The following is a 16340-nucleotide window of genomic DNA, read 5'->3' on the forward strand; positions in this document are numbered from 1 at the left end:
GATATGATAAGTTTATGAATAATTTGGAAATTAAGTTAAAAAGTATGGTAAAATTAGAATTAAATAAATATTGTAGAAATAATAATTTCTGAAAGGAACTGATATTAAATGAAAATTTTAGCATATAGTCATAGGCGCGATGAAACACAGTATTTTAAGGAATTTAGTAAAAAGTATAATGTTGAAGTTGTTTTATGTAATGAGGAACCAAATTTAGAAACAGCACATCTTGCAAAAGGTTTTGATTGTATCAGTATAATTACAACAAATATAAATTCGGAATTAGTTAAAAAATTTCATGAGTTAGGTGTTAAATTTATCTCAACAAGGACTATAGGATATGACCATATAGACTTGAAAAAAGCCAAGGAACTTGGTATTCGTGTGGGAAATGTAACTTATTCGCCAAATAGTGTAGCAGATTATACTATAATGCTAATATTAATGGCAGTTAGAAAAATCAAACTTATAATGGAAAGAAGTAATGTACAAGACTTTTCTTTAAGGGGTATTCAAGGTAAGGAATTACCTAATTTGACAATAGGTGTTATAGGTACAGGAAAAATAGGAAGGACTGTTATCAATCATTTAAGTGGTTTTGGTTGCAAAATATTGGCACATGATATTTATGAAAATGATGAAGTGAAATCAAATGCTGAATATGTAAAGTTGGACAATTTACTTAAAGATAGTGATATTATAACTCTGCATATGCCCGCTACCGAGGAGAATTATCATATAATTAATAAGAAAGCTATTAAACTAATGAAAAACGGAGTTTTTATTGTTAATACTGCTCGTGGTTCATTAATTAATACAAATGATTTAATACAAGGCATTGAAAGTAAAAAGATAGGTGGAGCTGCTTTGGATGTAATTGAACAGGAATCTAATATTTATTATAGTGATCTAAAGGGCGAGACGTTAAAGAACAGGAATTTAGCGGTTTTGAATTCTTTTCCTAATGTAATAATAACACCTCATGCAGGCTTTTATACAGATCAAGCAGTAAGTGATATGATTGAAAATTCAATAAAAAGTTGCATATTATTCTCAGAAAATAAAGAGAACCCATGGGAGACAGATATATAATATTATAAATATAAGTTACAATACATAAATCATTTTTTCTTGCTAAAACTATTAATATTTCAAATTAATAAAATACTAAGGAGAGATGAAATATGTTTGATAAAATCCAATTACCATATGCATTTGATGCATTAGAACCATATATAGATGCAGAAACAGTTGAAACACATTATAGTAAGCATCTTCAAAAATACGTAGACAACTTAAATTCACTTATAAAAGGCTATGAACAGTATACAGAGGGAAAATCTTTAGATCAATTGCTAGCAAGTGTGAATGAATTGCCAGAAGAAATTAGGCAAGGAGTAATAGATCAAGGTGGGGGAGTATCAAATCATAATTTATATTTTGCACTTCTTTCACCAACTCCAAAGAAAGCTCCAGAGGGAAAGTTATTAGAAGAAATATATAATACATTTGGAGATTTAGATACTCTAAAAACCGAAGTAAGTAATGCTGCTATAGGTCAATTTGGATCTGGGTATGGTTTCTTAGTTAAAGATAAAGATGGAAAATTATCGGTAAGAAATACACTAAATCAAAATTCACCTGCTATGAATGGATTTGTTCCAATTCTGACTATAGATGTATGGGAACATGCTTACTATCTAAAGTATAAGAATTTAAGGGCAGATTATGTAAAAAACATATGGAATTTAATAGATTGGGAAAAAGTTGAAGGATTATATTTAAATTATACAATTTAAATGCTTTTAATAATAGAAAATAAGACTAGAGAAGTTGAAGAATTTCTCTAGTCTTATTTTTTAATCAATTGTCAGAAATGCATAAAAGCTATCTTCTAATATAATGAATCATTGTAAAAATAAGGTTTCCAATTGTTATAAATCTTTTCACTCCTTACGCAGTAGGTGATGTCTTCAGGGTTTAGAGCGGGATCTAAAAGGTTAAGTTTACTGCTAAAGGAATCAGAGAAAGCCCTAAGAGCATCAGGAATTGATTTAGCAGATAAATTGAAAGTTTCAAGTGGATTAGAATCACTGTCGATGTTTCTGGTTAATCCAGCAATTTTATATGCATCATTACCTGCTTCTTCTACCAATTCGTTTATATTTCTTTTTAAGTTTATATCATACTCGCTTGGGTAAGCTACTTCTAAGTTAATTCTATAACAAATGTTTCTAGCTTTTACACAAGGTATTTCACTAGTAATTTCGTTGTCATCTATATAGCCTACTGTTTTATTCATAACATCTTCTTTAATATCAGGTATATCTATTGAAGCTAAGGTTTTAGTATAAATATCCTTGCTTCCATTTAGTGAATATTCTTTTTGATTATTTAGAAATAATGTTTTATCGCTTCTATTTAGATTCATACAATCATTACATTTCTCTTCTGTCTCTGAATCAGATCTGTAGCATATGAAAGAATCTATCCTTCTTAAATCTAATCCGAAATATACCCAATTTCTACGGAACCATCTAAAACCAGATACTGTACGTCTATTAACACTTAATAAGAAAGCCCAATAGTTTGTTCCATTTTCCTCCCAGATATATGTGTATTTATAAAGACAAAATCTTATAGAGTTAGAACTAACGGCTTTAGCATTTACTCCTCCACTAACTCCAATTTTTTGAACTCCAGAATCATTTTTTCGTGGAATGTAATTAGGTGGTGGAGATTTTGGTGCTCCAGGAGGATTAAATACTCCACCGCCAGGATAATTAAAATTTGGAGAAGTGTCATAATCAAAATTAGGAGGATTGAAATTAAAATTAGGTGGATAGTTGTCTAGTGGAGGAAAACCTCCGTTATTTGGTGTGAAAGGTGCACGCTTTTTTTCAAAAGATTCATCTAAAATTGGTGAAAATTCAAATTTATCAAAGTTTTCGAAGTCCACAGTATCTTCACTAGTGAACTCATTATCAATTAGCATTTATATTTTACTCCTCGGAAATTAGTTATAGATAATATATTCATAAGAGTTGTAGATTGTTATAATTTACTTTAATATAATGCTTATATTTTTATATAATTTGATATTTGTTCTAAATATACTAGTAGCTAATTTCAAAATCAATATAAGACGTATTAGGTAAGTCTTCTTTAACAATTTCATATGCTAGGTTTATCCAACTTTCGCATGTATTAAGGATTATGCCATCGCTAGTTACAACATGATCCAATTTATTTAGGATAACATCTGCATTTGGAATAAGAAGAACTTCTATATCAAAGTTATATCTATCTAGAATTTCTAATATTCTTAATTTCAATCTTCCTGTATTAGAAACAGGGGAGTCAAGATAAAAAATGGCCTTTTGTATCTTCATTTTATCTAATCTTTTACCAATCAAATCTATTGCTATATCTGTTTTGTCAATTAACTTATATGTTCCTCGAAGTCCAGCTAAATCGCGGAATGTTCCATCCATACATTTAATGAGTGTTGAGTTTGACAAGGCTACTTCAAGAGTAATAATTATATTAAGACCATCAATATGTAGTGTGCTATTTTCATATTTATCTAATATTTTACGCTTCTGCCTGCTAGTAATATCTTTATAAGAAGATATGCTTCTTTTTAATGCTAATCTTTGCCTGGTAGAAAATAAAAAATGATTTCCAACAAACTCAACACTTTTATCTATACCATATCCATGATTTATTAAGTAGCAGATATCTTTTTGAGCTTTTTTCAATAATGTTAAGTTCTTCTCGTCAAATTCAATCTTATCAGATGGAATAAAGCCTCTTCGAATTATTTGTGTCATATAAATATGCCTCCTAAAGTGGTATTTATATCTATATAATTCCTAAGATTATCATAAATATATCTTGAATTATAACATATTTATGTGAAAATAATACAAATAAGTTGTATATCACACAATCGGTAAATTGTTTTTTAGCAGGATGAGAGTAGGGGATGTAATTAAAAAATTGCAATCATTATTATATTTATATAGAAAGAAGGAAATATCAAGATATCAAATGTTAAGGGGATGTCTTGTTATTTGGCAATAAAGAATATAGCTACAGAAATTCTAGTCATAGGAATTATTCCTAGATTAGAAATCTGCAGCTATATTATAATTAACTAAAGTATATTAATTTTACTATTTAAATTAAGTATATAATTAATAGTAATTCAATTAAAATTTAGGAATATCTAAGATAGCACCTCTATTTCCTGATGTAACAAGAGCGGCATATCTTGCAAGATAACCTGTCGTTATTTTTGGTTTTCTTGGTTTCCAGTTTGCTTTTCTTATTGCTAATTCTTCATCAGTAACTACAAAGTTAATTGTGTTAGCATTGATATCAATTTGAATTATATCTCCGTCTTCAATTAAAGCAATGTTGCCACCAACAGCGGCTTCAGGAGAAACGTGGCCAATTGAAGCGCCTCGACTTGCGCCACTAAAACGCCCATCTGTTATAAGAGCAACGGAGCTTCCAAGTCCTCTTCCTGCAATTGCAGAAGTTGGATTAAGCATTTCCCTCATTCCAGGACCTCCTTTTGGACCTTCATACCTAATAACAACAACATCTCCACCAACAATTTTTCCTGTATTTATGGCTTCAAGGGCATCTTCTTCACAGTCAAACACTTTAGCTGGACCTTCATGTTTTAACATTTCCGGTACAACAGCCGAACGCTTAACGACACATGAATCAGGTGCTAGATTTCCTTTAAGAACTGCTATACCACCAGTTTGACTATATGGATTTTCGATAGGTCTAATAACTTCAGGATTTTTATTTATACATCCTTCAATGTTTTCGGCAATAGTTTTTCCTGTACATGTTAGTAGGTCGGTTTTTAATAAACCAAGCTTGTTTATTTCATTCATAACCGCATAAATCCCACCAGCGTCATTTAGATCTTCAATATAAGTATGTCCTGCAGGAGCAAGATGACAAAGGTTTGGTGTTTTTGCACTAATTTCATTAGCGATATCAACATTTAAATCGAAACCAACTTCGTGTGCAATTGCAGGTAAATGCAGCATACTATTTGTACTGCAACCAAGAGCCATATCCATAGTCATGGCATTCATAAATGCATCTTTTGTCATAATATCTCTTGGTGTTATGTTCTTTTCAAGTAGTTCCATGATTTTCATACCGGCATGCTTTGCAAGTTTTATTCTTTCAGAATAAACTGCAGGGATTGTACCATTACCTTGAAGTCCCATACCAAGTACTTCTGTTAAGCAGTTCATGCTGTTTGCAGTATACATTCCTGAACAAGAACCACAAGTAGGGCATACGTTATTTTCATATTCATCTAATTTTTCAGCGGTAATTTTTCCAGCATTGTAAGCACCAACAGCCTCAAACATACTTGACAGGCTTGTCTTGCATCCGTCAACTTTTCCGGCAAGCATTGGTCCGCCGCTCACAAAGATAGTAGGAATATTAACCCTAGCTGCAGCCATTAAAAGTCCAGGAACATTTTTATCACAATTAGGAACCATTACTAATGCATCAAAGGCATGCGCCATTGCCATAGCTTCAGTAGAATCTGCGATTAAATCCCTTGTAACTAATGAATATTTCATTCCTTCGTGTCCCATAGCAATACCATCACAAACGGCAATTGCAGGAAAGACAATTGGAGTACCTCCAGCCATTGAAACTCCCATTTTTACAGCTTCTACTATTTTATCTAAATTCATATGACCAGGTACTATATCATTTTGTGAACTAACGATACCAATAAGAGGTCTTTCTATTTCTTCCTTTGTTAAACCTAATGCACTAAGTAATGAACGTTGAGGTGCACTTTTAGATCCTTTTGTTATAACATCACTTCTCATAGCATAATCTCCTTCTATATAAAAATTATCGCGTTGTATATTTTTATTATATGTTGTATGATGTCTGCTGTCAATTACAGAAGTCAATTCAAAATAAAAAAGTGCTATTTCTACAATATAAAGAATTAGCACTTTTTTTTATTCATTAGATATATCCAAGTCTTTCATCGCCCGAATAATATGAAGTTTCATTGCAGTTTTTGCACCTTCAGCATCTCGAGCCTCCAAAAATTCCATTATCATACGATGATCGTTTAAAGTATTTTGAAGAATTGATTTATTTTCATCAGATAAAATAACACCATTATCAATTGCTTTATATAATATAGGCATCAGTTTATTCATAAATTCATTGTGAGTGGCTTTTGCGATAGATTTATGGAAGGATCTCTCAACTTCTGTTCGATCTTCATTATTTAAGATCATTTCTTCTTCAAGTTTTCCGTAGTAGAGTATTCTTTCTAATTCCTTATCAGTAGCACGTTTAGCAGCATAGTAAGCCGTTTCAGGTTCAAAAATTAATCTCATTTCATATAAATCTTTAACATCTAATTTTTGAGTAGAAATATTCTCTAAACCTATGTTCTCATTAATGTGTTTTAGTTCTGATACAAATGTACCTTTACCTCGTCTAATTTCTAAAATATTGTGGGCAACTAAAATACGAATGGCCTCTCTTAGAGTAGTTCTGCTTACTTTTAATTCAGTTGAAAGCTCATTTTCATTTGGCAGTTTATCACCAATGTTAAATCTTTTATCTATAGTAATCATTGCTAGTATATCATCAGCAACACTTTCTGATAAGCTTTTTTCTTTTCGTGGCATAAACAAACCTCCTTTTAGGTTATGTCTATATAATATAATAAAAAAGTGTATCTTTCAAGGGTGATGTCTGATGTCTTACGATTGATAATTGTTATAAAAACAAAAATAAAGCTCGTCAGAATAATTCCAACGAGCTCATAGATAAAATTAGATTTGATTTTCAGGGATGAATGTAGCACAGTCTGTTTCTTGAGTATCGCTAGCATTTTTAGGTTGTACTTCTATTTTTTCTGCACAACAGTGATCACCTGACATATAATATTGACATGTATTAACAACACATTTGATTCCTTGGTTTGGTGAGTCCATTTTTTCTGGTTTCATAGTTGTTACCTCCTAATAATATTATTTTAATTAACAATAGTATTATTAGTTAATTGAATTTTTTTATACGAAAAAATATAAGTTATATTTTTCAATAAATGACTAAAGATAATTTTATTTATTATTTTACAAAATGTATTTTTTATCTTTTCATACCACTAATTGTTCGTTGATACGATTACATAATTATAGTAATATATAATTAACAATTAGATTAGGGGGGGTACAGATGACATTTGTAATAATAACAGTATTTGTAATTTATTCAATGGTACGCAAACCGAGTACCACATCCAATAAACAGAAATAGATTTTAATATAATTAAAATTGTAAAGTTTAATAAAAAGTAGATATATAATTTAGCAGTAGAAAGAGTAGTTTTAAAAGCTGCTCTTTTTTGTATTGTTAAGGAATAAAGTTTATCATTAAAATTTTAGCAATACAGAAAATATATATTATAAGTATATAGTGGTTTAATATATATTTCTGAGTTTAAGTTAACAATAACATATAAATAGGAATGACAATTAGGCTGAAAATAGTTGTTATTATTGTATTTATTGTTGCATATTCGTAATCTGCATTATAACGTTTAGATACTATTGCTGTATTAGTCATAACTGGCATTGCTGCTTGGATAACAAACACTTCTTTCATAAGTAAAGGAGTATTTGCAAAATTGCATAATAATAAAATTAATATTGGGGAAATGATAAACCTTCCTAAAATTATTGCTAGCATGTCCCAACTAAATTTAAATTCTTTGAAATTAACAGAGTGAATTGTTATCCCTATAAACAACATAGCTAATGGTGTTGTTAAATTACCGAAATATTTGCAAGTGTCCAGAACAAATTTTGGAAGATGAATATCAAGCAATATAAGCAAAACGGCAAACGTAAAACTTAACAGCGGGGGTGACATAATCCGTTTTATTGTATCAAAGGAGATGATATTGGCATTGGTAGAATCTCCATCTCTACTAATTTCATATACACCGAGTGTCCAAAAAAAAGTAGTATTTGCTATGTAGTATAATAACACATTCGGGATGCTTTTTTCACCGAATAAAGCCATATTCACTGGAAGGCCAATAAATATAGAATTGGATACAAAAAACATTGATCTAAAGGTACCAATTCGTTTCTTTTCTACTTTAATAGCTTTAGAAATAATTACGGCAATTATATAACCGATTGCCATGGAGGTAAATGGAGCGAATAATCCACCACCAAGATTTAACAGTTTATCTTTATCAAAGCTTTCTGCAAATTGTGAAATCATGAGGCAGGGGATAGCGAGATTGCATACTAGTCTTGAAAAAAGCTTCGAAGTTTTTTCATCAAACCAGCCTTTATGAGATAAAAAGAATCCAGTAGAAATCATAAGAACTATACTGAATACACTTCCTAATGCATTAAAAATAACCATTATAAATTCTCCTTTAATATATATTTAAATTAATTGAATTAAAGAATAATGGATTACACTTTGGCTTATACAATGAAATCCACTGATAAGATATTTTTCAAATGTTTTAAATCATTGCCTATATGGTTATACATAGCTTTATATGCTTTTTCTTCATCTCTTTGTTTAATGCAATGAAATATCTCAAGATGATGATTGAAAATATCCATATTACGCTCAGGTTCATAAATATCTATAGATCTATAAAAGTAAGTAAGTGAACTCAAATCTTTACTCAATTTTTTTAGATGATTATTTTGGCTGAAATCTAAGATTAAATCATGAAATTTAGTATTGAGTTCAATAATATTTTTAGTAAGTGTATCATCAAAGTTATCTATATTTTTTTTGATTTCTAATAATATTTTTTCAATTTTATCTAATTCTTTGTTAGATGCTTTAAGAGTAGTTAACTTTGCAGCTTGAGATTCTAAAGCTTGGCGACATTCATAAATATTTTCGATGTCTTCTTTGGTTGGCTTATAAATTGTAATTTTTGATTTATCTCCAATAACAAGTAGTCCGTCTTTTTCCAAAGAACGTATGGCTTCTCTTACTGGACTTCTGCTTATTTGAAATTCGCTGGCAAGTTTAGATTCATAGATTCTATCTCCGGGTTTCAGAATGCCATTAAATATCATAGCTTTTATCGAAGTGTAAGCTTGATCATAGTAAGAAGGGGCTTTTTCAATTTTATATTTTTCCATTATTATATCCTCCTACAGGTTTTGTTAAAGTGACTAATTAATTTCAATATTTATACAATGTATACTGTCGACAAATTAATTTTAGTATAATCTATAAATACCAAATAATCAATATGAGTGAAATCAAATTGTATAAATAAAAAACCTGGTGAATTAAATTTATAATCTACCAGGCAAGATAACTATATTACATCACATTTTATTTATCTTCTTCTATGGTGTTTTTTATGTTCAACTAAATCTATAGCTCCAAGAACTACGTGAGCTGCACCGAATCCAACGACTCCAGCAGCGATAACTGGTGCTACCTCTATTGCTACCATAGCTGCACCTACACCTGTTACAACTGTACCTAATGCAGTTGGTATTGCTCCTTCTCGAATTCTCATATTTATCCCTCCTTTAAACTAGTAGAGCTTATTAATAATATTCTTATAAATCTAAGAGTTATTATTTACATTAATAACTTTCCACTTTAAAAGTTTTTTATGCTAAGTAATGATTTGTAAAAAATATTAAATTATATCTTTTATAAAATTTACTTACCTTCATTTTGTTTATCATATGCTATGAGGCATACTGGAGGATTATGGTGTTCATTTATTCTTTTTTCTATTTGTCTTATGAAATATATATCTTCTGTGGATAAATCACTGAATTCATTATCAAATTTATTGCTATCACTACTCATACTATCACTCCTTTCATAAGTATAGTATGGATATCTAGAAAGATTTTAATCTGAAAATAATAATGTAATAAGCTTTTTATTACATGTATTACATCAGTGTATATATTTTTTCAGCATGGCAAAGATAATTTTAATAGATTATAAAAGGAGTGTTGTTTATATGTTATCTACAATAAAAACCAACAATTTAATAAATGAAAAATCTCCTTATTTACTGCAGCATGCGAACAATCCGATAAACTGGTACTCATGGAGTGATGAAGCATTTGCAAAAGCTAAAGAGGAAGATAAGCCTATTTTTCTATCAATTGGTTATTCAACTTGTCATTGGTGTCATGTGATGGCTCATGAATCATTTGAAGATGAAGAAATTGCAGAAATTATGAATAATAATTTTATTGCAATTAAAGTGGACAGAGAGGAAAGGCCGGATATCGATAGTGTTTATATGACAGTCTGCCAAGCCTTAACTGGTCATGGAGGTTGGCCGCTTACAGTGATAATGACTCCAGATCAAAAACCATTTTTTGCAGGTACTTATTTTCCCAAAAAAGCTAAGTATAATATGCCAGGACTTATAGATATTTTAAATTCAATAAATAAGCAATGGAAGGATAATAAGGATAAGCTTATATCATCTGGTGATAGTATTTTATCAGAACTTGGTGGCTATTTTGATGGTAAAACAAGCAAAATGAAGTTGACATCTAAGACATTAAAAAATGGATATAATCAAATTTCACACGCTTTTGAGGAAAAGTATGGAGGCTTTGGTGATGCACCTAAATTTCCGACGCCTCATATAATAATGTTTTTGCTTAGATATTATAAATCTCATAAAGAAATTAAAGCTTTAGAAATGGCTGAAAAAACTTTGATTTCTATGTATAGAGGTGGAATATTTGATCATATAGGTTTTGGCTTTTCAAGATACTCTACTGATAGTAAATGGTTAGTACCACATTTTGAAAAGATGCTTTATGATAATGCTTTATTGGTTATTGCGTATTTAGAGGGATACGAGGTTACAAAAAATGAGATTTACAAAGAGGTAGCAACAAAAGTGCTTGAATATGTATTTAGAGAACTTACTAGTAAAGATGGTGGATTTTACTGTGCGGAGGATGCAGATAGTGAAGGTGAAGAGGGAAAATATTATGTGTTTGAACCTTTAGAAATTTTAAATGTTTTGGGAGAAGAGGACGGTACATATTTTAATGATTATTTTGACATATCCATTGAAGGAAACTTTGAGGGCAAGAGTATTCTAAATTTGATAAAAAACAAAAACTTTCATAAGTCAGATAATAGTATAAAGTCACTCAGTGAACAAATACTTCAATATAGAAGTGATAGAACAGAATTACATAAAGATGATAAAATACTAACTTCATGGAATGGACTTATGATAGCTGCACTTGGAAAAGCCTATAAAGTTATTGAGGATGAAAGATACTTCGAATATGCTAAGAAAGCAGTAGAGTTTATTTTCAATAACTTGGTTGATGAAAATAAAAGGCTTCTTGCAAGGTATAGAGATAATGATTCACGTCATAAAGCTTACTTGGATGACTACGCGTTTCTTTGTTTTGGCCTTATAGAGCTTTATGAAAGCAGTTATGATGTTGAATTCTTGAATAAAGCGATTGAAGTGAACAAGGATATGATTAATTTATTTTGGGATAATGAAAAAAGTGGATTTTTCCTTTATGGCGAAGATAGTGAAAAATTAATAGCTAGGCCTAAGGAACTTTTTGATGGAGCTATGCCCTCAGGTAATTCTGTTGCAGCGTATAATTTAATAAAGCTTGCAAGACTTACTGGAGATTTAAGTCTGGAAGAAATTGCAGAGAAGCAATTCAATTTTATTTGCGGATCAGTATTTAATGAAGAGATAAATCATTCATTCTTTTTAATGGCAGCATCATTTGCGTTAGATGAATCACAAGAGTTAGTATGTGTTATTAATGATAAAGGTGAAGAAGAAAAAGTTAAAGATTTATTAAGTGAAAGGGCTATTTTTAATTTAACGACACTAATTAAGAATGATGAAAATAGAAATAAAATAGAAGATCTAGTACCATTTATTAAGGAATATGATCTTATAAATGAAAAATCTACATATTATTTATGTAAAGGAAAATCATGTATGGCTCCAGTAAATGATATTGATGAATTAAGAAAAATGTTATCTAAATTATAAGATAGTAAATAGGAAGTATTTAAACGAAGTCTTTTCTAATATATAGATTCTAGTTAAACATGTTTTTGAGGATATATGTAATATGTTTGGAAGTTATATACTACTTAATTAAATTTCAATATTTGCATCATTTAGTTTAATGTCTATTTTAGTCATCCTCTTACTAAAATAGACATTCCTAAAGGGTGTGCTGAATGCAGATTTTTAAGTTTATGTAATGGCGGAGCAAAATGTATATCATATGGTATATATGGTGATTATAATTGTGGAGATTATGGATGTATGTTAAAAAGAACTGAATAATTAATCTAAAATTAAGATTTATTTAAGTTGTTATAAGACCGAGTTTTAGTATAATAATTCCAAGGAGAGGATAAGTTTATGATAAATATAAGCAATATAACAAAAAGTTATAATGGAAATTATAATGCGGTGAGCAATTTAAATTTGGAAATCAAGGATGGAGAAATATATGGATTATTAGGGCCTAATGGGGCTGGAAAAACAACAACTATTAAAATGATAACTGGAATAATAGCGCCCACATCAGGAAAAATTGAAATTAACGGAATTGATATTAGTAAAGAGCCAGTTAGAGCAAAAGAGCAATTTGGTTATGTCCCAGATAGCCCGGATATGTTTTTAAGATTAAGTGGAATGGAATATTTAAATTTCATGGCCGATGTTTATGGAGTTTCAAAGGAAGAAAGATTGTTAAGGGTAAAAGAAATATCAAAGAGATTCGAAATGGACTTGGCATTAGGAGATAAGATATATTCATATTCTCATGGTATGAGACAAAAGATAGTTCTTATGGGAGTTTTGATTCATAAGCCAAAAGTTTGGATATTAGATGAACCAATGACAGGGTTAGATCCAAAATCAGCATTTACATTAAAAGAAATGATGAGAGAACATGCTGATGAAGGAAATACCGTGATTTTTTCTACACATGTGTTGGAAGTTGCAGAGAAAGTCTGCGATAAAGTCGCGATTATTAATAAAGGTCAATTAATATTTAATGGAACACTAAGCAATATGAGAAAAGAGTTTAAAGAAAATGAATCCTTAGAAGAGATGTTTTTGGAGATGATTCAAGATGAATAGGCTTAAGATAATAACAAAATATTTTATAAGAAATGCATTTGAGGAAATGTTTGCTAGTGGTAAAAAAATTACGCCTGTGTTCGCAGTAATTCTAATGATATTTGTTGTGGTTATGCTCTCTATGCCTTTCACAGTAATGATAGGTGAAGGTTACGGACCACTTCATGCTATGAGGCAGGAAGGAATATTATTATCAATAATATTGTCAATTGGGGAGAGTGTTTCTTTCATCTTTGGAATGTATACAATAATAAATATCCTATACTTTTCAAATGATATTGAAGTTATATTGCCACTTCCTTTTAAAAGCAGTGAAATAGTATTTGGAAAGTTCATGGCAGTGTTAATTAATATGTATGTGTATACATCAATGTTAATTTTGCCACTTATAGTATATGGAATTGTGTCAAAGGCAAGCTTTGTATATTATTTATATGGAATTATAGTGTTATTAATAACTCCTATTATACCGATGGTATTGGCATCATTAATATGCATGATTCTTATGAGGTTTACTAGCTTATCTAAGCATAAAGATGCATTTAGAGTATTTACAGGGTGTGCATCACTAATATTGATAGTAGGATTCAATCTTTTTACATCAAGTTCTGGAAGAAGTACAAATTCACAGCAAATGATTCAAAGATTTTCAGATGGAAATAACAGCGCGATAAGTACACTAAATGATATTTTCATAACAAGTAGATTTTCTTCGAATGGGCTATTATATAATAATGATATTAGAGGTTTGCTTAATATACTTATGTCTTTATGTCTAAGTTTAATAGTTTTCATAATATATTATTATATAGGAGGAAAGTTATATTTAAAGGGAGTAATAGGGATTTCTGAAACTTATAGCAAGAGGGAAAATATATTAGAAAACGGTAAGGCAGATAAAATAATAAAAGAAAATTCAAAATTAAAAGCATTAATTATAAGAGATGTTAAAATCTTATTCAGAACTCCTCAATTCTTTATTAATTGCATAGCGATGATGTTTTACATGCCGGCAGTAATGGGTGTTGCATTTTTTTCTGGTGGTAAACTATCAGAGTATAGGTATTTATTAAATAGTAGTCCCAAATGGAATGCGATTACCATAGCAATTGCATTTGTAGGTGGAACGGTATGTATAATGTCAGGTGGAGCAGGTGCAAGTGCACTTTCAAGAGAAGGTAAAGATTTTATTGTATCGAAGTATATTCCAGTAGAATATAAAACTCAGCTATACTCTAAGATTCTTTCATCATTATTTATAAATGAATTTGGGATGGTTATAGTTGTCTTAGGACTCTTGCTAGTAAACGTAAGTCCTATCATAATATTGCTCGGAACAATATCTTCATTTGGATCAATACTTATGATAACTTTATTGGGATTATATATAGACTTTAGATCACCAAAATTGGAATGGGAAAATGAAAAGGCAATGTTTAAAAACAATTATATACCTCTGTTAATTATGCTTATTATATTTATATTGGGAGCTGGATTAGTGGCAGTTGCCATAATTTTGAGGAATTATTTGGTTATACTTGGAATTTGTATTATTATTTCGCTTGTTGGAAGTAGTCTTTTATATAAAGGCTTATTAAGGAATGCTTATAAAATATATAATGAAGAATAGTCAGAATAAGATAAAAATGCATTACAAAAATTTGTTTTTCGATTTTGTAATGCATTTTTTATTAAAGCAAATTGGTAATAAGGAAATGAAATGACTGTATGAGAGAAAAATTATAATAAATTGCGGATGTTATAAATAGTTATATTAAGCAATAGCAGCCACTTATAACGACATTTTGAATTAAAGTTAATTTGACACTAACTTAGTGTAATGATATAATTATTTACAGAGTGTGAAGGTCACACGAAGGGGTACACCACCTTGGGTGTATTTTTTCGTGTGGCCTTTTTTAGTTATATTAAATATTTAAGAGGTGATTAAATGGTAAAAGTGAATGGAAAAGAGGCAGATAATGCAACCGGATTATCGTTAGAGGACTTTCTTATCAGTGAAGGATATTTAATAGATAAGATTGTAGTTGAGCTAAATGGTGAGATAATGCCAAAATCCCAATATAAGCAGACAAATATTAAAGATGGTGATTCTTTAGAAGTAATTAGCTTTGTCGGAGGCGGCTGATGCATTAATAAATTCAGAAGTATCACTAATGTATATTATCAACAATAAAAATAATAATTTTACTGCAAGATCTAGATTAGAAAAGGACAAGCTTTTAAATTAAGTTATTTATTTAATAATTTGGTTATACATATTAATTTATTTTAGTAATCGAATTTTATATACTGCTAGTTCTTGCTGAAAAATGCTAAAGGAGAGTATTGGAATGAAAAAAGATGTATTAACACTTGGAGGACATGAATTCTCATCACGATTCATACTAGGTTCTGGAAAATATAATTTGAATTTAATTAAGGCTGCGGTCGATAATGCAGGCGCACAGATGATTACTTTGGCATTAAGACGCGCTAATACAAACGGAGGTGAAAATATTTTGGATTTTATTCCAGAAGGTGTTACATTGCTTCCAAATACATCTGGGGCAAGAAATGCGGAAGAAGCAGTTAGAATTGCAAGACTTGCAAGAGCAATGAATTGTGGTGATTTTGTAAAAGTTGAAATAATTCATGACTCAAAATATTTGCTTCCAGATAATTATGAGACTATTAAAGCAACTGAGATTCTTGCTAAAGAAGGTTTTATAGTAATGCCGTATATGCATGCAGATTTAAATGTGGCTCGTGATCTAGTTAATGCTGGAGCAGCATGTATTATGCCTCTTGCATCACCGATTGGATCTAATAAAGGTTTAGCTACAAAAGAATTTATAAAAATATTAGTAGATGAAATAGATCTTCCAATTATTGTGGATGCAGGGATTGGAAGACCATCTCAAGCTTGTGAAGCTATGGAAATGGGAGTAGCAGCTGTTATGGCTAATACTGCAATTGCCACAGCTGGTGATATTCCAGCTATGGCAGGAGCATTTAAACAAGCAATTGAAGCAGGACGTGCAGCATATCTTTCAGGACTAGGTAGAGTTCTAGATAAAGGTGCTTCTGCGTCTTCACCATTAACTGGATTTTTAGAAGATTAGGA

Annotated in this window: 16 protein-coding genes; 7 read left to right on the plus strand and 9 right to left on the minus strand. The window is 30.2% G+C overall.

The window, feature by feature from the left end; all coding sequences use genetic code 11:
* The first annotated feature begins 108 nt into the window (after positions 1-108).
* Positions 109-1092 carry a D-isomer specific 2-hydroxyacid dehydrogenase family protein gene (locus tag T483_RS0107910; RefSeq protein WP_026886366.1) on the plus strand — a complete coding sequence of 328 codons (984 nt, stop codon included), beginning with the start codon at positions 109-111 and terminating at the stop codon, positions 1090-1092.
* Between the two features lie 92 nt (positions 1093-1184).
* Complete coding sequence (locus tag T483_RS0107915; protein ID WP_026886367.1) at positions 1185-1799, plus strand: superoxide dismutase; 615 nt, start codon at positions 1185-1187, stop codon at positions 1797-1799.
* Positions 1800-1894: 95 nt separating this feature from the next.
* Here T483_RS0107915 and T483_RS0107920 read toward each other — a convergent pair whose 3' ends face one another.
* From T483_RS0107920 to T483_RS31550, 9 genes are all read right to left on the minus strand, one after another.
* A complete protein-coding gene (locus T483_RS0107920; RefSeq protein ID WP_026886368.1) occupies positions 1895-2995 on the minus strand; it encodes a hypothetical protein in 1101 nt (366 codons plus the stop codon).
* A gap of 121 nt (positions 2996-3116) precedes the next feature.
* Positions 3117-3833, minus strand: coding sequence for a DUF434 domain-containing protein (locus T483_RS0107925; RefSeq protein ID WP_026886369.1), 717 nt, complete (start codon positions 3831-3833; stop codon positions 3117-3119).
* A 381-nt stretch (positions 3834-4214) separates the two neighbouring features.
* Positions 4215-5885, minus strand: a complete 1671-nt coding sequence (gene ilvD / locus T483_RS0107930) for a dihydroxy-acid dehydratase (protein ID WP_026886370.1) — start codon at positions 5883-5885, stop codon at positions 4215-4217.
* 138 nt (positions 5886-6023) lie between these two features.
* Positions 6024-6710, minus strand: a complete 687-nt coding sequence (locus T483_RS0107935) for a FadR/GntR family transcriptional regulator (protein WP_026886371.1) — start codon at positions 6708-6710, stop codon at positions 6024-6026.
* 147 nt (positions 6711-6857) lie between these two features.
* The gene (locus T483_RS30430) at positions 6858-7034 is read right to left on the minus strand and encodes a DUF1540 domain-containing protein (RefSeq protein ID WP_080696945.1); all 177 of its coding nucleotides are present in this window, start codon (positions 7032-7034) and stop codon (positions 6858-6860) included.
* A gap of 493 nt (positions 7035-7527) precedes the next feature.
* On the minus strand, positions 7528-8466 hold the full coding sequence (locus T483_RS0107950) for an AEC family transporter (protein WP_026886372.1): 939 nt from the start codon (positions 8464-8466) through the stop codon (positions 7528-7530).
* 65 nt (positions 8467-8531) lie between these two features.
* The gene (locus T483_RS0107955; RefSeq protein WP_026886373.1) at positions 8532-9212 is read right to left on the minus strand and encodes a GntR family transcriptional regulator; all 681 of its coding nucleotides are present in this window, start codon (positions 9210-9212) and stop codon (positions 8532-8534) included.
* 203 nt (positions 9213-9415) lie between these two features.
* Positions 9416-9601, minus strand: coding sequence for an asparagine synthase (locus tag T483_RS0107960; RefSeq protein ID WP_026886374.1), 186 nt, complete (start codon positions 9599-9601; stop codon positions 9416-9418).
* 149 nt (positions 9602-9750) lie between these two features.
* The gene (locus T483_RS31550) at positions 9751-9903 is read right to left on the minus strand and encodes a hypothetical protein (protein WP_196244856.1); all 153 of its coding nucleotides are present in this window, start codon (positions 9901-9903) and stop codon (positions 9751-9753) included.
* Positions 9904-10063: 160 nt separating this feature from the next.
* On the opposite strand from T483_RS31550, the gene T483_RS0107970 reads away from it, so the two are divergent.
* The 5 genes from T483_RS0107970 (at position 10064) to T483_RS0107995 (ending at position 16338) form a co-directional block, all read left to right on the plus strand.
* On the plus strand, positions 10064-12106 hold the full coding sequence (locus T483_RS0107970) for a thioredoxin domain-containing protein (RefSeq protein ID WP_026886375.1): 2043 nt from the start codon (positions 10064-10066) through the stop codon (positions 12104-12106).
* A 381-nt stretch (positions 12107-12487) separates the two neighbouring features.
* Positions 12488-13213: an ABC transporter ATP-binding protein gene (locus T483_RS0107975; RefSeq protein ID WP_026886376.1), complete on the plus strand. Its 726-nt coding sequence runs from the start codon at positions 12488-12490 to the stop codon at positions 13211-13213.
* Complete coding sequence (locus tag T483_RS0107980) at positions 13206-14843, plus strand: putative ABC transporter permease subunit (RefSeq protein ID WP_026886377.1); 1638 nt, start codon at positions 13206-13208, stop codon at positions 14841-14843. Before T483_RS0107975 ends, T483_RS0107980 begins: the two co-directional genes overlap by 8 nt.
* A gap of 321 nt (positions 14844-15164) precedes the next feature.
* Positions 15165-15362: a sulfur carrier protein ThiS gene (thiS, locus tag T483_RS0107990; protein ID WP_026886378.1), complete on the plus strand. Its 198-nt coding sequence runs from the start codon at positions 15165-15167 to the stop codon at positions 15360-15362.
* A gap of 205 nt (positions 15363-15567) precedes the next feature.
* On the plus strand, positions 15568-16338 hold the full coding sequence (locus tag T483_RS0107995; protein ID WP_026886379.1) for a thiazole synthase: 771 nt from the start codon (positions 15568-15570) through the stop codon (positions 16336-16338).
* Positions 16339-16340: the final 2 nt, after the last annotated feature.

Source organism: Clostridium beijerinckii HUN142, assembly GCF_000621745.1.
GTDB classification, from domain to species: Bacteria; Bacillota; Clostridia; order Clostridiales; family Clostridiaceae; genus Clostridium; species Clostridium beijerinckii_A.